We start from the raw sequence: 16,965 nt of genomic DNA, 5'->3' as shown, positions 1-16,965 counted from the left end.
TTCCGGTTTCACGATCCGCTCAGGCGGGGCCTCGTTCTTTGACATAGTCCGTCCGGTTGATGCCGTGGCGCTGCAGCTTGTCGTAAAAGGTTTTACGGGGGATGCCGAGGGCCCGCAGCGTTTCCCTGACGTCGCCGCGATGGGCTGTCAGCGCTTCCTTTAGGATATCCGCTTCATAGCGTTCCAGCCTTTCCGGCAGCGTCGCACCGCCTGAAACGGGTGCGGCCGCGGCGGCGCCCAGAGTGCCCTCTACCCCAAGGGCCACCCGCTCGGCGAAATGGGAAAGCTCGCGCACGTTCCCCGGCCAGGAATGCGCTGCCAGGTGATCGCGCACCGCGGATGGGATCGCCGGCACATCGCGGCCGAAGCGCTCGGCGGCACGTGCGAGGAAATGGGAGAAGAGGAGCGGAATGTCGTCGCGGCGTTCGCGAAGGGGTGGGATCGAGAGCGTTACCACGTTCAGCCGGTAGAAGAGATCCTCGCGGAAGTCGCCGCGTTCGGCTGGGTCGCCGAGATCGACCTTGGCGGCGGCGACGACGCGGATGTCGACCGGGCGTGTCAGATTTGTGCCGAGCGGCGTGATCTCGCGGGCTTCGAGCACGCGCAGCATCTTCACCTGCGTTGCCGGTGGCATAGCCTCGATTTCGTCGAGAAAGAGCGTGCCGCCGCTTGCATGCTCGATCCGGCCGATACGCTTCTTGACGGCGCCGGTAAACGCCCCGGGCTCGTGGCCGAAGAGCTCGCTCTCGATCACCGTTTCCGGCAGAGCGCCGCAATTGAGGGCAACGAAATTGCCGCTCCTGCGCCGGCTCCAGTGGTGCAGCAGCGTCGCCACGACCTCCTTGCCACTGCCCGTCTCGCCGGCGACCAGCACGTCGACATCGGTATCGGCGATGTGCTTCAGGGTCTGGCGCAGCCGCTCCATCGCCGGCGTCTGACCGATCAGCGGCAGGCCCTCGGAGGCGGCTTCGGCCGTGCGGCGAAGCGCACGGATTTCCATGACGAGCCGCCGTTTCTCCTCGGCACGCCTTGCGCTCTGAACGAGCCGGTCGGCGGCAAAGGGTTTGGCGATGAAATCATAGGCGCCGTCCTGGATCGCCTGCACCGCCATCGGTATGTCGCCGTGCCCGGTAACAAGGATCATGGGCAGATCCGGGTCCAGCGCCAGAACCTTGCGGAACAGCGTAAGCCCGTCCATCCCCGGCATGCGGATATCGCTGATGACGACGCCCGCGAAGTCGGCGGTGAGTTCTCCGAGCGCCTCCGCCGCGCTGGCAAAGGGCGAGACGGTGAAGCCTGCAAGCTCCAGTGTCTGCTGCATCGCCTTGCGAAGATCGCGGTCGTCATCGATCAGGAACACGGTTGGAGCTGCTCTCATCGCTCATGCCTTCATGAGATTTACGATAAATGTCGTTCCGGACGGGCTGCTCGCGACCTCGATCGTGCCGCCATAGTCGGAGACGATCTCCTTGGAGATTGCCAGGCCGAGACCAAGCCCGTCTTCCTTCGAGGTGTTGAAGGGCGTGAACAGCTCTTCGCGGACATCGGCCGGAATCCCCGGACCGTTGTCGGCGACGGTGAGCGTTACGGCGGTGGCCGTTTCCTCGCACGACACTTTGATCGCGCCATTCCCGCTGTCGCCGATCGCCTCGAGCGCGTTCTGCAGCAGGTTGATCAGGACCTGCTCCAGCCGGATGCGATTGCCGAATACCTGAAGGCCATCCGGCGGCAGATCGATGCGGATTGCGTCCATCCGCCCGGCAAAACGGCTGCGGAGCAGCATGAGCGCTCCCTCGATCACATCCTTCATCGCGGTCGGCCCGGCGGCGAAATGACCCTTGCGGGCGAAGCGACGAAGTTCGTCGGTAATGGCGCCGACGCGCTCGGTGAGTTCGGCGATGCTCTCCATGTTTTCGGCTGCGGTGGCGCTCTGACCGCGCTCGAGAAATGTGCGGGCATTGTCCGCATAGGCGCGGATGGTGGCGACAGGCTGGTTGATCTCATGGGCGACGCCGGCTGCGACCTGGCCGAGGATCGCCAGCCGGTTTGCCTGGACGAGGTCCTGCTGGACTGCCTGCAATTTCTCGGTGGTCTGACGGTGATCGGCGATTTCGGTTTCGAGCCGGTCGCGTGCCATGCGGAGATCGCGCGTCCGTTCCTCGACGCTTGTCTCGAGTTTGCTGCGGGCGAGCCGCTCCTCGGCGCTGCGCATGGCGATCACCTGGCGCCGGCGCAGGAGGTATGCCGCCAGCCCCAGAAGCGGCACCAGCGCGGCAAGCGTGATGAGCTGCGCTTCGCGTGCTCCGGCGGCAAGCGGCGCTTTCAGCGGCGACAATTGCTCGAGGCGCCAGTTCGTCGACGGCACCATTGTCTCGACGCGCAGAAAGGCTGCGTTCGCCTCGCCCGGCAGCAGGGCGTCGAGGGTGGAGGAGCCATCGGGCCGCGCCTCGACCTTGCGGAAGGGGAGCGGCAACAGCGGTGCGTCACCGAATTGCAGGCTTTCACGAATTGGGGCAAGGCGCTCCCGCGCGATCGGCTTGGTCGTCATGAAGCGCCAGGAGGGCATGCTGGTGATGAGGACGATGCCGCGCCGGTCGGTGACATAGGCCGGCTTGCCGGAGGCCTGCCAATCCGCCTCGACTCCGTCGAATTCGAGCTTGGCAACGATCACCCCCAGCGGGCCACCGGGCCCAGCGACGCGACGGGAGATATAGAGCCCGGGCCGTTTGCTTACTGTGCCCATGGCGAAATGCTCGGCCATGCCGTCGCGCATGGCGAGCCGGAAATAATCGCGGAAGGCATAATCGTTTCCGACGAAGCTGGTGGAATCCCGCCAATTGCTGGCGGCGATGGCGGTGCCGTTCCGGTCGATGAGGTAGATGACCGCCGCTTCGGCGCTCGTCGCCAAACCTTCGAGCTTGCGGTTGATCCGGTCCAGCGATTGCCGATCCGGGGTAAGCAGCGCGCCACGAATGGCCGCGTCGTCGGCGAGAACCAGCGGAAGGGCGCGCTGCCGCTCCACGACCGCCCGGAGAAGCGAGGCTTTGAGGCTGGCGTCGATCCGGCTTTGACCGGCAAGGCTGAAGAGGGCCCGTGACCGCCCGTAGTCGCGGGCAAAAAGGAGGCCGGCAGCGACGAGGACCAGGGCGACGGCCGCAAACACGAGCCAGGATCGACGGGCGCGGCTGCGAAGCGCCGCCGGATCTTCCATGTCTGCGTGTTTGCTCATGCCGGTATTGTGCATATTCTCGCTCAACCCGCCAGAGATCCTGTGCGGAAATCCGCACAGACACTCGGTAGAGCCCGAGGCCCTGTCGTGGAAAGCTTCATCAATTCAATTGCATGGCGCTTTCCCGGCAAACTGGCACGCATGTTGCTGGCCAGCTCCACAGGCAGCCGTTGCTGTCGATCTTCGGAAAGCGGCCCGGGAGGCCCGGCATGTTGCCGGACTGGGCCTGTCACGTGGAGGACATCATGATCATCGAACATTCCGCTGAGGTCCGCGGCAAGACGCCCCTTTATCGCCATCTCTACGTCCAGGTGCTGGCGGCGATTGCCGCGGGCATTCTGCTCGGCCATTTCTATCCCGATATCGGGACGCAGCTCAAACCGCTCGGCGACGCCTTCATCAGGCTGGTCAAGATGATCATTGCGCCGGTGATCTTCCTGACGGTGGCGACCGGTATTGCCGGGATGACCGATCTGGCCAAGGTCGGCCGCGTCGCCGGCAAGGCCATGATCTACTTCCTGGCATTCTCCACTCTCGCGCTTCTCGTCGGCCTCGTCGTCGCCAATCTCGTGCAGCCGGGCGCCGGCATGCATATCGATCCGGCTTCGCTGGATGCGAAGGCGGTCGCGACCTATGCCCAGAAAGCACATGAGCAGTCGATCACCGGTTTCCTGATGAACATCATTCCGACGACGCTCGTCGGGGCCTTCGCCGAGGGGGACATTCTGCAGGTCCTGTTCATTTCGGTGCTCTTCGGCATCTCGCTGGCGATCGTCGGCAAGAAGGCCGAGCCCGTCGTCGATTTCCTGCAGGCCCTGACGCTTCCGATCTTCCGATTGGTGGCTATCCTGATGAAGGCGGCCCCGATCGGTGCTTTCGGCGCCATGGCCTTCACCATTGGCAAGTACGGCATCGCCTCGATCGCCAACCTCGCCATGCTGATCGGCACCTTCTATCTGACGTCGTTCCTCTTCGTCTTCGTCGTGCTCGGCGCGGTGGCGCGCTATAACGGCTTCTCGATCCTCTCGCTCGTGCGCTACATCAAGGAGGAACTGCTGCTGGTGCTCGGGACATCCTCCTCGGAGGCGGCTCTTCCGGGCCTCATGAACAAGATGGAGAAGGCCGGCTGCAAACGCTCGGTCGTCGGTCTCGTCATTCCGACCGGCTATTCCTTCAACCTGGACGGCACCAATATCTACATGACGCTTGCGGCCCTCTTCATCGCCCAGGCGACCGATACGCCGCTCTCATACGGCGACCAGATCCTGCTGCTCCTCGTCGCGATGCTGAGTTCGAAGGGTGCGGCCGGCATCACCGGCGCGGGCTTCATCACACTTGCCGCAACGCTCTCGGTCGTTCCCTCCGTGCCGGTGGCCGGCATGGCGCTGATCCTCGGCATCGACCGCTTCATGTCGGAGTGCCGGGCGCTCACCAACTTCGTCGGCAACGCGGTTGCGACGATAGTGGTGGCGAAGTGGGAAGGCGAGCTTGATCAGGCGCAGCTTTCCGCCGCGCTTGGCGGCGAAATGCAGGTTGAAACCATTCCTGCGGTCGTCGTTCAGCCCGCCGAGTAAACTTGCATCTTGAGGCGAGACTGCACGCTGGTGCGGTTGGCGCGGTCTGGTTTTCTCCAGGCCGCGCTTTTGCGGGCCGCCTGCCGATCAAATCAAATCCCGTGCAGCACCTGGGTCGCCTTGACGGCGGCGGACGCCCGGTTTTCAACGCCGAGCTTCACATAGATCTGTTCGAGATGCTTGGTGACGGTGCGCGAGCTCAGTCCGAGAATCTCTCCGATGTCCCGGTTGGATTTTCCCTTGGCAATCCACAGCAGCACCTCGGACTCGCGCGGGGTAAGCTGGAAATGCTGGCGCAGGGTTTCGTCGTCGCTCATGCCGTTCTCGGCCGTCAGGCGGAAGAGAAATTCGTTGGCGCCGATCGCCCCGAGATAGGAGATCTGCAAGCCGGTCTGCGCTGCGCGCTGCAGGGTGAAACTCCCGTGCCTTTCTCCGGTGCCTTTTTCCCTTTCCCGCATCCATTCGGCGATACGCCCGGCGACGAAGAAGAGACCGTCGTCGCTGCCCGTGGCAGCGTTGACGAGGCGGGTCGCCTGCGGCGTAGACCAGCGCACCGTGCCATCGCCGCGCACGGCCAGCAGATGCCGGCCGGCAGCGTCGAGTGCGACGCGGGCGCTCTGCGCGGAGCGCGCATTGGAAAGGTGGACGCGTATGCGGGCGCGCAACTCGTCGATATTGATCGGCTTGGTGAGATAATCGACACCGCCGGATTCAAGCGCCCGCACCACGTGCTCCGTCTCGGTGAGGCCGGTCATGAAAACCACCGGGACCTGGGCGACCGACGCATTCGCCTTCAACCGCGCGCAAGTGTCAAAGCCGTCCATGCCGGGCATGACCGCGTCGAGCAGGATGATATCCGGCGTGATGCGATCGGCGATGTTGAGCGCCGCATTGCCGGAGGTGGCGATCAGAACGGAGAAGCCGGACTGTTCCAGTGCCTCGGTCAGGAAGCCGAGGGCCTCCGGTGAATCGTCGACGAGGAGAACGATGTCGCGGGCGTTCGCTGCCTCAGGCACGGGCATTCGCCTCCCCGGCGAGCAGGCGTTTCAGAAAAGCGTCGTAACCCGAAAGGTCGAATGCCTGGACATAGGCGCGCGCTTCCTCGGCGAAGGCTCGGTTATCCGGGTTCAGGGCGATCTCCGTCAGTTTCGCTTCGATGCCCCTCACGTAGCCGATTTCGCCGAGTTCGATCAATTCCCGGATGTGATGATTGCCGGGGCTTATGACTGCACCGGCCTTGTCCGGTCCACGCGTTTCCTTGGGCCCGTCGTCGTAGATCCATTCGAGGCCGAGCTGAATCGCGAGCTTGTCGGTGAGCTGGCGGACACGGAAGGGTTTGGCAAGCGTATCGTTATGGCCGAAGGCGCCGGCAGCCGAACCGTCGCCGATATTGGCCGAAAGCATGATTGCCGGCGCTGTCTGGCCGGCCTCCCTCAGCCGCGTCACCAAGTCCCAGCCGTTCATTCCGGGCATGGATATGTCGATCAGGAACAGATCCGGTTTCGTGTCTTCGATGAGCGTCAGGCAATCCGCTCCGCTCGCCGCGGGGATGACGGTGAAATCGAGCGGCGTCAGTACTTCGCGCATCAGCTCGCGGTGCTCGGGATTGTCGTCGACCACGACGATCGCGCGGTGCGGTCCCTGGTAGGACCTGATCTTGCGCACCGCGTCCTTGCGCGCGGCCGGACGGTCTACTGCGGAGAGCATAAGCCGCACCTTGAAGACCGTGCCCTTATCCCTCTCGCTGGTGACGGAGATTTCGCCACCGAGCGTCTGGGTGAGAAGGCGCGTGATCGTCAGGCCCAGGCCGAGGCCCGGCATGCGATATTCCGCTTCGCCGCGCTGGAATGGTTCGAAGATCTTCGGCAGATCCCTCTCGCTGATGCCGCGGCCGCTGTCTTCGACCGTAAAACTCGCGACCTGACTGCGATAAGCGACGTCGAAGCGGATGTGGCCCCGTTCCGTGAACTTCAAGGCATTGGAAAGCAGATTGACGAGGATTTGCCGCAGGCGCTTGTCGTCCGTTCGCACATATTGCGGCAGCGCCGCCGCGCGGCTGTGTTCGAAGGTGATCCCCTTGGCCTGCGCCTGCGGACGGAACATGTCGACGATCTGGTCGAGGAAATCCTGGATATTGATCTCGTTGGAATAGACCTGCAGCTTGCCGGCTTCGATCTTGGATATGTCGAGCAGCCCATCGATCAGTCCGGAGAGATGGTCGGCGCTGCGCCTTATCGCTTTGATTGCGTTCTGTCGCGACGGCGGTATCGTCTCGTCGCGTTCGAGGATCTGGGCGTAGCCGAGCACCGCATTGAGCGGCGTTCGCAACTCGTGACTCAGCCCCACGACATAGCGGCTCTTCGCACGGTTGGCCGCCTCCGCCCGCTCTTTCGCGTCCTGCAGTGCCGCGTCGGTCTTCTTGTGGGCCGCTATCTCCTTCAGGAGAGCCGTGTTCTGCCGCGAGGATTCTTCTTCCGCGACGACACGGCTGTCATGGGCAAGCACGTAGAACCAGGACACGATGCCGGCGAGGATGGCGAAAACAAAAAAGACGATGGCAACGGTACGCTCGACCACGGCGGCGGTTTCGGGAGAAGCGGCGGTAGTCTGGTGCGCGATCATCGCGAGGATCGCTCCGATACCGGTGATGGAGATCACCGCCGCGATGGCGTAGCGGCCGAGCCGCGTCGCAAGTTTTGCGACGACCGTTTCGGGCAGCAGTGCCTTGGCTACAGTCGCGATCTGAAAGCTCAGTCGCGCCTTCGGTTTGCACATGTCATGGCAGCGGCCGTCGAGCGAGCAGCAGAGCGAACAGATCGGCGCCGCATAAGCCGGGCACCAGGCCATGTCCTCCGGTTCGAACGGGTGCTCGCAGATTGAGCAGGTGATCTCGCTCTCGGAGAACCAGCTCTTGCGCGGCTTGCGGGCAAGGTAGAATTTCCCCTCCGTCCACCAGGCGATCAGCGGCGAGACGAGGAAGGCCGTGGCGAGCGCGATAAAGGGAGCGAGCGAGCTTGCGATCTCGCCCATCGCGCCGAAATGCGCGACCAGAGCGAACAGCGTCGACACGCCCATGGTGCCGAGCCCGACGGGATTGATGTCATAGAGATGGGCGCGTTTGAACTCGATGCCGGCCGGCGCCAGGCCGAGCGGCTTGTTGACGAACAAATCGGCCGAGATCGTGCAGAGCCAGGCCATGGCAATGATCGAAAAGATGCCGAGCGTCTCCTCGAGAAGCCGATAGATGCCAAGTTCCATCAGGAGGAGTGCGATCGCCACGTTGAAGACCAGCCAGATCACCCGGCCCGGATGGCTGTGGGTGAGGCGCGAAAAGAAGTTCGACCAGGCGAGCGACCCGGCATAGGCGTTCATCACGTTGATCTTGAGCTGTGAAACGACGACGAAGGCTGCCATCAGCAGGAGGGCTGCCGTCTCGTATGGGACGATATAGCCGAAGGCCGTGTAGTACATTTGCGCCGGATCTGCGGCTCTGGTGGAAGGCACGCCGGCGCTGAGCGCCAGGACGACCAGGAAGGATCCGGCAAGCAGCTTCGGCGCGCCGACGATGACCCAGCCGGAGCCGGCGAGAAAGACCGCTATGCGGTGGCGGAGCTTCCGCTGACCGTCGGGCGGCAGAAAGCGCAGGAAATCCACCTGTTCGCCGATCTGCGCCATCAGCGCGAAGATGACCGCGGAAGCCGCGCCGAACTCGATGAGATCGAAGGGCGCGACGGTGCCGGAGGGACCCGAAGTGTGATGAATGCCCGCATAGGCGAGCCACAGGCCCACCTTCTCCCAGTCCGCGAGCGCGATGAAGGCGAAGGGAAGGATGTTCAACACGATCCAGAAGGGCTGCGTGACGAGCTGAAACCGGCTGATCAGTCGGACGCCATGGGTGACCAGCGGGATCACCACGACGGCGCTGACGATGTAGCCGGCCCAGAGCGGGACCCCGAGCGCCAGCTCCAGCGCGCCGGACATGATCGAGGCTTCTATTGCGAAGAGGATGAAGGTGAAGCTCGCATAGATGAGCGAGGTTATCGTCGAGCCGATATAGCCGAAGCTCGCGCCGCGCGTCAGAAGGTCTATGTCGACGCCATGTCGGATGGCATAGCGGCTGATCGGCAGGCCGACGATAAGGATCATCAGGCTTGCGACGAGGGTCGCGACGATCGCGTTGGTGGTGCCGTAGGACATGGTGATGGCGCCGCCGATAGCTTCCAGCGCCAGGAATGAGATCGCGCCGATCGCCGTCTGTGAAATGCGCGCGGAGGAGAAGCGCCGCGCGCTCTTTGCGGTAAAGCGCAGCGCATAGTCTTCGAGCGTCTGGTCGGCGACCCAGCGATTATATTCTCTTCGAACGGGAATGATGCGCTGGCGTGCCGCCATGGTCCCTCGTCATCTCGCAGCGCCGGTCAATTGCCGGCCGCTCATGTCGTAACACGGACGTGCGGCGCGAAGCACGTCCTATTGTCGGCGGAAACGAGTTCGCTGCGGTGTGTCACGGCGTGTGCCGTCTGATCGTTTTGATCGAATAGTATCGAGTGCTCTCCGTGTGAGGACGGTTGCGCTCCTGAGTCCCTTGAGATTGACGGGAGGACTGGGGAAACCTGCCGGGCAGAGGAGATCAAACAGTCAAGTAACAGCGACATGCGAGAATCCTTTCAATACTCTGCCAACAGGGCGTGGTGAGTGTGGAAGAGCTGCGCCGTTGCATGCCAGGCGCTCTGCGGCGACCGCGCCGTCACTTAACGGCTGCCCTTGACAGAATTGCCCTCTGCTGCAATAAACCAAAAAGTTAATTAACCTATCGGTTAAGGATATGGACCCGCTCAGCAGCACCTTGTCGGCATTGGCCGATCCGACCCGTCGTGCCATCATTGCTCGTCTTGCCGCCGGCGAGGCGACGGTGAACGAACTTGCAGCGCCTTTCGACATGAGCCTGCCGGCGGTTTCCAAGCATCTGAAGGTATTGGAACGCGCGGGACTGATTTCGCGCGGGCGCAACGCCCAGTGGCGGCCCTGCCGGCTAGAGGCAGCGCCGTTGAAGGGAATTGCCGATTGGATCGAACGATACCGTGATTTCTGGACGCATGGCTTCGATCGACTGGACAGCTATCTTGATGAACTGCAGCGCAACGAGAAGTCGGATCACGAGTGAATCGGGTTCGCGCAACCGCAAGGAGAAGACAATGAATGCATCGTCTCTGAAGGAGGAGAACGCTCTTACCATTACGCGCGTCGTCAACGCGCCGCGTGATCTCGTCTTCAAGGTCTGGACCACACAGGAACACCTTTCGCGTTGGTGGGGGCCGAAAGACTTCACCGTTGCTGCGATGACGACGGATTTCCGTAAGGGCGGCGCCTGGCGTTGTTGCATCCGCGCGCCGGAGGGACAGGACTACTGGGCGCACGGCATCTATCGCGAGATCGAGCAGCCAAATCGAATCGTCTTCAGTTTCGCCTGGGAAGAGGAAGGCGCCATCGACACGCTGATTACGGTTACCTTCGAGGATGTGTCGGGTGGCACAGCTCTCACCTTCCATCAGACGCCGTTCACGAGCGTCGAGAGCCGCGATTCGCACGCGGAGGGCTGGAGCGAGTGCATCGATCGGCTTGCCGACTATGTCGCTGCCCGGAAGGAGGAAGTGCAATGAAGAAGGCTTATCACGGAAGCTGCCACTGCGGCGCGGTGCGCTTCTCCGCGAACCTCGATCTCGCGCCCGAGGGAAAACGCTCCACGGCGCCGCGGCCGGGCGTATGGTGGACGACAACCTTCCGCTGCAATTGCTCCTCCTGCCTGAAGACGCGCTTCTGGAAAGTGTTCGTCACGCCTGAGGACTTTTCGTTGCTTTCCGGCGAAGAGGCTTTGGCGGAATACCGTTTCGGCGAGCGCATGATCCGGCACGTGTTCTGCCGCCATTGCGGCGTCCATCCGTTTGCCAGCGCCGATTTCGAAATCCTGGGAGGGCCGTTCCACGCAGTCAATATAACCTGTCTCGACGACGCGACAGACGAGGAACTGGCGAGTGCCCCAGTGGTCTATGAAGACGGCCGGCACGATGCCTGGGACCGCTCGCCGGCGGTGACCGGCTATTTGTGAGGCGGCGCACCGGGCAGCGTCTGCCGCGGAGCGATCCGGATCCGCGGCGGAAACATCGCCGGTCGAAGTCCAGCTTCCTTCTTCCCCCCAACGCCTACGTAGAATGACGTATGTGCAGTGCAACGTGACTGCCCGATGATCCCTCAAGCAACCGCCAAGCAAAACAAACACTCGGTTGCAGCGACCAGAACTAGAGGGGATCAATCATATGACTATCAGGGCACGCGTTACAGGCGCATTCCTAGCCGCCGTCCTTTCGACGACCGCGTTCAACGGCGCCTTCGCGGCGGAGGACACGATCAAGGTCGGCATCCTGCACTCGCTTTCGGGAACCATGGCGATATCCGAAACGACGCTCAAAGACGCAATGCTGATGCTGATCGAGGAGCAGAACAAGAAGGGCGGCGTGCTCGGCAAGAAGCTTGAAGCGGTCGTCGTCGATCCGGCCTCGGACTGGCCGCTCTTCGCCGAGAAGGCCCGTGAGCTCGTTTCCGTCAACAAGGTCTCCGCCGTCTTCGGCTGCTGGACATCGGTGTCGCGCAAATCCGTATTGCCGGTCTTCGAAGAGCTGAACTCGATCCTCTTCTATCCCGTCCAGTACGAAGGCGAAGAGAGCCAGCGCAACGTCTTCTACACGGGCGCCGCTCCTAATCAGCAGGCGATCCCCGCGGTGGACTACCTGATGGAAAACGAGGAAGTCGAGCGCTGGGTGCTCGCCGGTACCGACTATGTCTATCCGCGCACGACAAACAAGATCCTCGAGGCCTACCTCATCTCAAAGGGCGTCAAGCCTGAGGACATCATGATCAACTACACGCCATTCGGTCATTCCGACTGGCAGACGATCGTCTCCGATATCAAGAAGTTCGGCTCCGCCGGGAAGAAGACGGCGGTCGTCTCGACGATCAACGGCGACGCCAATGTGCCCTTCTACAAGGAGCTCGCGAACCAGGGCGTCAAAGCCGAGGACATCCCGGTCGTGGCCTTCTCGGTCGGCGAGGAGGAGCTTGCGGGCCTCGATACCGGTCCGCTCGTCGGGCATCTTGCCGCGTGGAACTATTTCCAGTCGGTCGACAGTCCGGCCAATGCCGCGTTCATCGAAACCTGGAAGGCTTATACCAAAAACGACAAGCGGGTCACAAACGACCCGATGGAAGCCCATTATATCGGCTTCAACATGTGGCTGAAGGCAGTCGAGAAGGCCGGGACCACCGACACGGATGCCGTGCTCGACGCGATGATCGGCGTGTCGGTGCCGAACCTTTCGGGCGGTTATTCCACCATGATGCCGAACCACCATATCACCAAGCCGGTGCTGATCGGCGAGATCCAGTCTGACGGCCAGTTCGAAACAGTCTGGGAAACGCCCGGCCTCGTCCTCGGCGACGAATGGTCGGACTATCTGCCGGACTCGAAGGACCTGATTTCCGATTGGCGCGCGCCCATGTCATGCGGCAACTTCAATGTTGCCACAGGAAAGTGCGGCGGCAAAGGTTCCTGATTTTATCACGAAAGACTTTTCAGGCGAGCGGCCCAGGTCGGGCCGCATCCCACTCCATTTCATGATGAGCCGCCAGCTGGAATTACCCTCCGTCCGGGACTTTTCTTCGGACGGAGGACTCCAAGAGTGAGAAACGCATGTACCGCATCATCCAAACCGTTCTGGCCATGTTGTTCCTTTTCGCCGCGATGCCGCAGGGTCTTCGCGCAGCAGAGGGACTGCGCAATCTGGTGAACGCGCTCGGCGAGGCGAAACTTTCCGCGATGGATGAGCATATAGCCGCCCTGGCAAAGACCGGAGAGCCTGAAGTCGTCGCGATTCTCGATGCGCTCGGCGCGGGCAACCTCTATGCCCGCAAGACAGACGGCCAGGTCTTTCTCACCAAAGAGAGCGGTTCGAACCTTGCACTCATCGACCCTATCTCAGGCGAAAGCGCCGGCGAAACGCCCAAGGCGGCGATGTCGAAGATCAAGGTGAACAACAGCGTGCGCCGCGCCGTTCGCGCGGCCCTTGGCGGTTTGACGCTGCTCAGCCCCGATCGCGCTCAGCGCCTCAAGGCCGCGCAATCCGTGCTGCAAACGCCGGATGTCGACGCGCTTGACGCCGTCGAAAATGCGCTGGTTGCCGAGAAGGACGAAGCCGTTCGCACGGTCCTTGAACAGGCGCGCGCGGCGATGCTGCTTGCTTCCGACCGGCCGATTGAAGAGAAGAAGGAGGCGGTGCGGCTGCTTAGGGAAAACGGCGGCCGCGAGGCGTTGCCGGTCCTTTCCGCTGCACTCGGTTCCGCCGAGAACGGCCTTGAGCAGGATATCGAGGCAGCCATCGCCAGCATAGAACAGGCGCAAGAGTTCTGGAATGCAGGCCAGAACGTCTGGTACGGACTTTCGCTCGGCTCTGTGCTGCTGCTTGCGGCGATCGGGCTTGCAATCACCTTCGGCGTCATGGGCATCATCAACATGGCGCATGGCGAGATGGTGATGCTCGGTGCCTATACGACCTTCCTCGTTCAGGATGTCGTACGGACCTCCTTTCCCCACCTCTTCGAGTGGTCACTGGCGATCGCGCTGCCGCTCGCCTTTTTATTCACCGGCACCGTGGGTCTCGTGCTTGAGCGCGGTGTCATTCGCTTCCTCTACGGGCGTCCGCTCGAAACGCTGCTCGCTACCTGGGGCATATCGCTGATCCTGCAGCAGTCGGTGCGGACGATCTTCGGACCCACCAACCGCGAAGTCGGCAACCCCTTCTGGATGTCCGGCGCTTTCGAGCCCGGAGGACTGACGATTACCTGGAACCGCCTCTGGATTATCGTCTTCGCGCTGGCCGTCTTCGCCGCGCTCCTGTTCCTCCTCAAGAAGACGCCGATGGGCCTGCAGATGCGCGCCGTGACGCAGAACCGGCGCATGGCCTCCTCCATGGGCATCCGAACGCCTCTCGTTGATGCGCTCACCTTCGCACTCGGTTCCGGTATCGCGGGCATCGCGGGCGTCGCACTTTCGCAGATCGACAATGTTTCGCCGAACCTCGGGCAGGGTTACATCATCGACAGCTTCATGGTCGTGGTTTTCGGTGGGGTCGGCAATCTCTGGGGCACGCTCGTCGGAGCATTTTCGCTGGGCATCCTCAACAAGTTCCTCGAGCCTTATGCCGGAGCCGTGCTCGGCAAGATATTGGTGCTCGTGCTGATCATCCTCTTCATTCAGAAGCGGCCGCGCGGGCTCTTCGCACTCAAGGGCCGGGCGGTGGAAGCATGATCACCTCGTTTCTCGTCAAATCTCTCGATCGGACGATCGCCGTCGCTGTCGCGATCCTGCTTTTGCTGGCCGTCATTGTTCCCGCGCTCAATCTCCTGACCGCACCGGACCACCCGCTTCACGTGCCGACCTATATGGTCTCGCTCTTCGGCAAATACCTGACCTATGCGCTCCTGGCGCTGGCGCTCGATCTCGTCTGGGGTTTCTGCGGTATCCTCTCGCTCGGGCACGCTGCCTTCTTCGCCCTTGGCGGCTATGCCATGGGCATGTATCTGATGCGTCAGATCGGCGCGCGCGGCTCCTACGGCAACCCGCTTCTGCCGGACTTCATGGTGTTCCTCAATTGGAAGGAACTACCCTGGTTCTGGTACGGCTTCGACATGTTCTGGTTCGCGGCGCTGATGGTCATCCTGGTGCCGGGCCTCGTGGCCTTCGTCTTCGGCTGGTTCGCGTTCCGCTCGCGCGTCAACGGCGTCTATCTTTCGATCATCACCCAAGCGATGACCTACGCGCTGCTGCTCGCCTTCTTCCGCAACGACATGGGCTTCGGCGGCAATAACGGTCTGACGGACTTCAAGGACATTCTCGGCTTCAACATACAGGCGGACGGCACGCGTGCCGCGCTCTTTGCCGCCTCCGCACTGGCGCTCGCCGGTTCGCTCGTCGTTACCTCGGGAATCGTCGGTTCGAAATTCGGAAAGGTCCTTGTGGCTCTGCGCGATGCGGAAAGCCGCACACGGTTTCTGGGCTATCGAGTCGAGCACATGAAGCTCTTCGCCTTCACCGTCTCGGCGATGATGGCGGGTATCGCCGGTGCGCTCTACGTGCCGCAGGTAGGCATCATCAACCCAGGGGAGTTCGCGCCCGCCAATTCGATCGAGGTGGTCATATGGACTGCCGTCGGCGGGCGCGGCACGCTGATCGGGCCGATCGTCGGCGCAATCCTCGTCAATGGCGGCAAGAGCATTTTCACCGCCGCCTTTCCGGAATTCTGGCTTTTCGCGCTTGGCGGGCTCTTCGTGCTCGTTACCCTGTTCCTGCCGAAGGGCGTGGTCGGGACCGCCCAGCACCATCTCGCGCGACGTCGCCAAGCCCGCGCTGCGGCCCGGAAGGAAGATGAACAGACGGACCTTGAGGACGCCAAGCCGATGGCTGCGGAGTGATCGCCATGACCGAGAAGAACCCCAGAACCCTGCTCTATCTCGACGGCGTGTCCGTCTCCTTCGATGGGTTCAAAGCTCTGAACTCGCTTTCCTTCGTCGTCGAACCCGGGGAATTGCGCGCGATCATCGGACCAAACGGCGCAGGCAAAACGACGATGATGGACATCATCACCGGCAAGACGAGGCCGGATGAAGGCGAGGTCTTCTTCAAGGGTGATATCGACCTTACGAAGAGGGACGAAGCCGAAATCGCCCAGCTCGGCATCGGCCGCAAGTTCCAGAAGCCGACTGTCTTCGAGAACCACACGGTCTGGGACAATCTGGAACTTGCGCTCAACCGCGGCCGCGGCGTCTTCGCAACGCTATTCTACCGGCTGACGGGTGAGGACAAGAGGCGCATCGAAGAGATTCTTGCGACGGTGCGGCTTACAGCTCGCCGGGACGATCTCGCCGCCGGTCTCTCTCACGGGCAGAAGCAATGGCTGGAGATCGGCATGCTGCTTGCCCAGGAACCGGAACTCCTGCTCGTCGACGAGCCGGTGGCGGGGATGACCGATGCGGAGACCGCGGAGACCGCCATTCTCCTGAAAGACATCGCAAAGACCCGCTCGGTGGTCGTCGTCGAGCACGATATGGGCTTTATCCGCGATCTGGGCGTCAAGGTGACATGCCTTGCGGAAGGATCGGTGCTGGCGGAGGGCTCTATCGATTTCGTCAGCAACGATCCGAAGGTAATCGAAAATTATCTCGGCCGATGAGCGGGAGGAATTGAAGCGATGTTGAGCGTGGAAAACGTCGATTTGCACTATGGGGCCGCCCAGGCGCTTCGAAACGTCACCTTCAAGGCGGAAATGGGCAAGATCACCTGTGTGCTGGGTCGCAACGGCGTGGGCAAGTCGAGCCTGCTCAGAGCTATCACCGGCCAGCATCCGGTCACGAGCGGCACGATCTCCTTTAACGGCACGCCGCTTGATGGCTTGGCACCCTTCCGGCGCGCAAAGCACGGCGTCGGCTACGTGCCGCAAGGCCGGGAGATCTTCCCTCTCCTGACGGTGAAGGAAAATCTGCAGACCGGCTACGCGCCGCTGAAGCGGGCTGACCGCTCGATACCCGATGACATTTTCAGCCTGTTCCCGGTATTGCAGACGATGCTCGGCCGGCGCGGCGGCGACCTTTCCGGCGGTCAGCAGCAGCAGCTCGCGATCGCGCGCGCGCTCGTGACCCGGCCCAGAATACTGGTGCTCGACGAGCCGACCGAGGGCATCCAGCCATCGATCATCAAGGACATCGGCCGAGCGATCAGATATTTGCGGGATTCGACCGGAATGGCGATCCTGCTCGTCGAACAATATCTCGACTTCTGCCGCGAGCTTGCGGATCATGTCTATATCATGGACCGAGGAGCTTTCGTGCACGAAGGGGCGCCGGAGACGCTCGACACGCCTCAAGCGCGCCGGCATTTAACCGTTTGAACTGGCATAAGGAATTACATGCTGTTTTCCACAGGTTTTGGAAATAAGCAGTGCTTTCAAACCCTTAACCCGGATGCTGGATTGCAAGCTCGCGCACCGGCCGCAGAAAAAATCCACCTCTTTTGTGGATTGCGTTTGCTCGTACAAGCGCTTTGACCCATACTGCACATGC

At 62.2% G+C, this 16,965-nt stretch carries 13 protein-coding genes; 9 read left to right on the top strand and 4 right to left on the bottom strand.

The features are described 5' to 3' along the window. Positions 1-19: 19 nt before the first annotated feature. Both FB009_RS02110 and FB009_RS02105 read right to left on the bottom strand, forming a co-directional pair. Positions 20-1,378 (bottom strand): sigma-54-dependent transcriptional regulator, encoded by a 1,359-nt coding sequence (locus FB009_RS02110; protein ID WP_018210037.1) that lies wholly within the window; start codon positions 1,376-1,378, stop codon positions 20-22. 3 nt (positions 1,379-1,381) lie between these two features. Then, positions 1,382-3,244, bottom strand: coding sequence for a sensor histidine kinase (locus FB009_RS02105; RefSeq protein ID WP_011969804.1), 1,863 nt, complete (start codon positions 3,242-3,244; stop codon positions 1,382-1,384). Between the two features lie 230 nt (positions 3,245-3,474). Here FB009_RS02105 and FB009_RS02100 point away from each other — a divergent pair, with 230 nt between their 5' ends. Beyond that, on the top strand, positions 3,475-4,803 hold the full coding sequence (locus tag FB009_RS02100) for a dicarboxylate/amino acid:cation symporter (RefSeq protein ID WP_033042429.1): 1,329 nt from the start codon (positions 3,475-3,477) through the stop codon (positions 4,801-4,803). A gap of 92 nt (positions 4,804-4,895) precedes the next feature. On the opposite strand, the gene FB009_RS02095 is transcribed toward FB009_RS02100, so the two are convergent. After that, positions 4,896-5,825 carry a response regulator gene (locus FB009_RS02095; RefSeq protein WP_018012559.1) on the bottom strand — a complete coding sequence of 310 codons (930 nt, stop codon included), beginning with the start codon at positions 5,823-5,825 and terminating at the stop codon, positions 4,896-4,898. Further along, the gene (locus tag FB009_RS02090; RefSeq protein ID WP_101804682.1) at positions 5,812-9,192 is read right to left on the bottom strand and encodes a hybrid sensor histidine kinase/response regulator; all 3,381 of its coding nucleotides are present in this window, start codon (positions 9,190-9,192) and stop codon (positions 5,812-5,814) included. Before FB009_RS02090 ends, FB009_RS02095 begins: the two co-directional genes overlap by 14 nt. A 433-nt stretch (positions 9,193-9,625) precedes the next feature. On the opposite strand from FB009_RS02090, the gene FB009_RS02085 reads away from it, so the two are divergent. The 8 genes from FB009_RS02085 to urtE all read left to right on the top strand — a co-directional run bounded on the left by FB009_RS02085 (position 9,626) and on the right by urtE (position 16,793). Next, positions 9,626-9,964 (top strand): ArsR/SmtB family transcription factor, encoded by a 339-nt coding sequence (locus FB009_RS02085; RefSeq protein WP_011969808.1) that lies wholly within the window; start codon positions 9,626-9,628, stop codon positions 9,962-9,964. A gap of 31 nt (positions 9,965-9,995) precedes the next feature. Next, the gene (locus FB009_RS02080; protein WP_018012560.1) at positions 9,996-10,460 is read left to right on the top strand and encodes an SRPBCC family protein; all 465 of its coding nucleotides are present in this window, start codon (positions 9,996-9,998) and stop codon (positions 10,458-10,460) included. Further along, the gene (locus FB009_RS02075; RefSeq protein WP_011969810.1) at positions 10,457-10,906 is read left to right on the top strand and encodes a GFA family protein; all 450 of its coding nucleotides are present in this window, start codon (positions 10,457-10,459) and stop codon (positions 10,904-10,906) included. Before FB009_RS02080 ends, FB009_RS02075 begins: the two co-directional genes overlap by 4 nt. 208 nt (positions 10,907-11,114) lie before the next feature. After that, entirely contained in the window at positions 11,115-12,407 is a 1,293-nt protein-coding gene (urtA, locus tag FB009_RS02070) for an urea ABC transporter substrate-binding protein (protein WP_011969811.1), read from the top strand. 137 nt (positions 12,408-12,544) lie between these two features. Beyond that, on the top strand, positions 12,545-14,158 hold the full coding sequence (gene urtB, locus FB009_RS02065; RefSeq protein ID WP_024311035.1) for an urea ABC transporter permease subunit UrtB: 1,614 nt from the start codon (positions 12,545-12,547) through the stop codon (positions 14,156-14,158). After that, complete coding sequence (gene urtC / locus FB009_RS02060) at positions 14,155-15,321, top strand: urea ABC transporter permease subunit UrtC (protein ID WP_011969813.1); 1,167 nt, start codon at positions 14,155-14,157, stop codon at positions 15,319-15,321. The genes urtB and urtC overlap by 4 nt, the downstream gene beginning before the upstream one ends. Positions 15,322-15,326: 5 nt before the next feature. Further along, positions 15,327-16,079: an urea ABC transporter ATP-binding protein UrtD gene (urtD, locus tag FB009_RS02055; protein WP_011969814.1), complete on the top strand. Its 753-nt coding sequence runs from the start codon at positions 15,327-15,329 to the stop codon at positions 16,077-16,079. A gap of 18 nt (positions 16,080-16,097) precedes the next feature. Continuing rightward, complete coding sequence (gene urtE, locus FB009_RS02050; RefSeq protein ID WP_011969815.1) at positions 16,098-16,793, top strand: urea ABC transporter ATP-binding subunit UrtE; 696 nt, start codon at positions 16,098-16,100, stop codon at positions 16,791-16,793. Positions 16,794-16,965 lie beyond the last annotated feature (172 nt).

Source organism: Sinorhizobium medicae, from assembly GCF_007827695.1.
GTDB lineage: Bacteria > Pseudomonadota > Alphaproteobacteria > Rhizobiales > Rhizobiaceae > Sinorhizobium > Sinorhizobium medicae.
This window is presented reverse-complemented; position numbering and strand designations above follow the sequence as displayed.

Bases quoted from the DNA above. Each gene is read 5' to 3' on its own strand.
- FB009_RS02100 (WP_033042429.1), top strand. From the start codon at position 3,475: ATGATCATCGAACATTCCGCTGAGGTCCGCGGCAAGACGCCCCTTTAT.
- FB009_RS02080 (WP_018012560.1), top strand. From the start codon at position 9,996: ATGAATGCATCGTCTCTGAAGGAGGAGAACGCTCTTACCATTACGCGC.
- FB009_RS02090 (WP_101804682.1), bottom strand. From the start codon at position 9,192: ATGGCGGCACGCCAGCGCATCATTCCCGTTCGAAGAGAATATAATCGC.
- FB009_RS02110 (WP_018210037.1), bottom strand. From the start codon at position 1,378: ATGAGAGCAGCTCCAACCGTGTTCCTGATCGATGACGACCGCGATCTT.
- FB009_RS02085 (WP_011969808.1), top strand. From the start codon at position 9,626: ATGGACCCGCTCAGCAGCACCTTGTCGGCATTGGCCGATCCGACCCGT.
- FB009_RS02105 (WP_011969804.1), bottom strand. From the start codon at position 3,244: ATGCACAATACCGGCATGAGCAAACACGCAGACATGGAAGATCCGGCG.
- urtD (WP_011969814.1), top strand. From the start codon at position 15,327: ATGACCGAGAAGAACCCCAGAACCCTGCTCTATCTCGACGGCGTGTCC.
- FB009_RS02075 (WP_011969810.1), top strand. From the start codon at position 10,457: ATGAAGAAGGCTTATCACGGAAGCTGCCACTGCGGCGCGGTGCGCTTC.
- urtB (WP_024311035.1), top strand. From the start codon at position 12,545: ATGTACCGCATCATCCAAACCGTTCTGGCCATGTTGTTCCTTTTCGCC.
- urtA (WP_011969811.1), top strand. From the start codon at position 11,115: ATGACTATCAGGGCACGCGTTACAGGCGCATTCCTAGCCGCCGTCCTT.
- urtC (WP_011969813.1), top strand. From the start codon at position 14,155: ATGATCACCTCGTTTCTCGTCAAATCTCTCGATCGGACGATCGCCGTC.
- FB009_RS02095 (WP_018012559.1), bottom strand. From the start codon at position 5,825: ATGCCCGTGCCTGAGGCAGCGAACGCCCGCGACATCGTTCTCCTCGTC.
- urtE (WP_011969815.1), top strand. From the start codon at position 16,098: ATGTTGAGCGTGGAAAACGTCGATTTGCACTATGGGGCCGCCCAGGCG.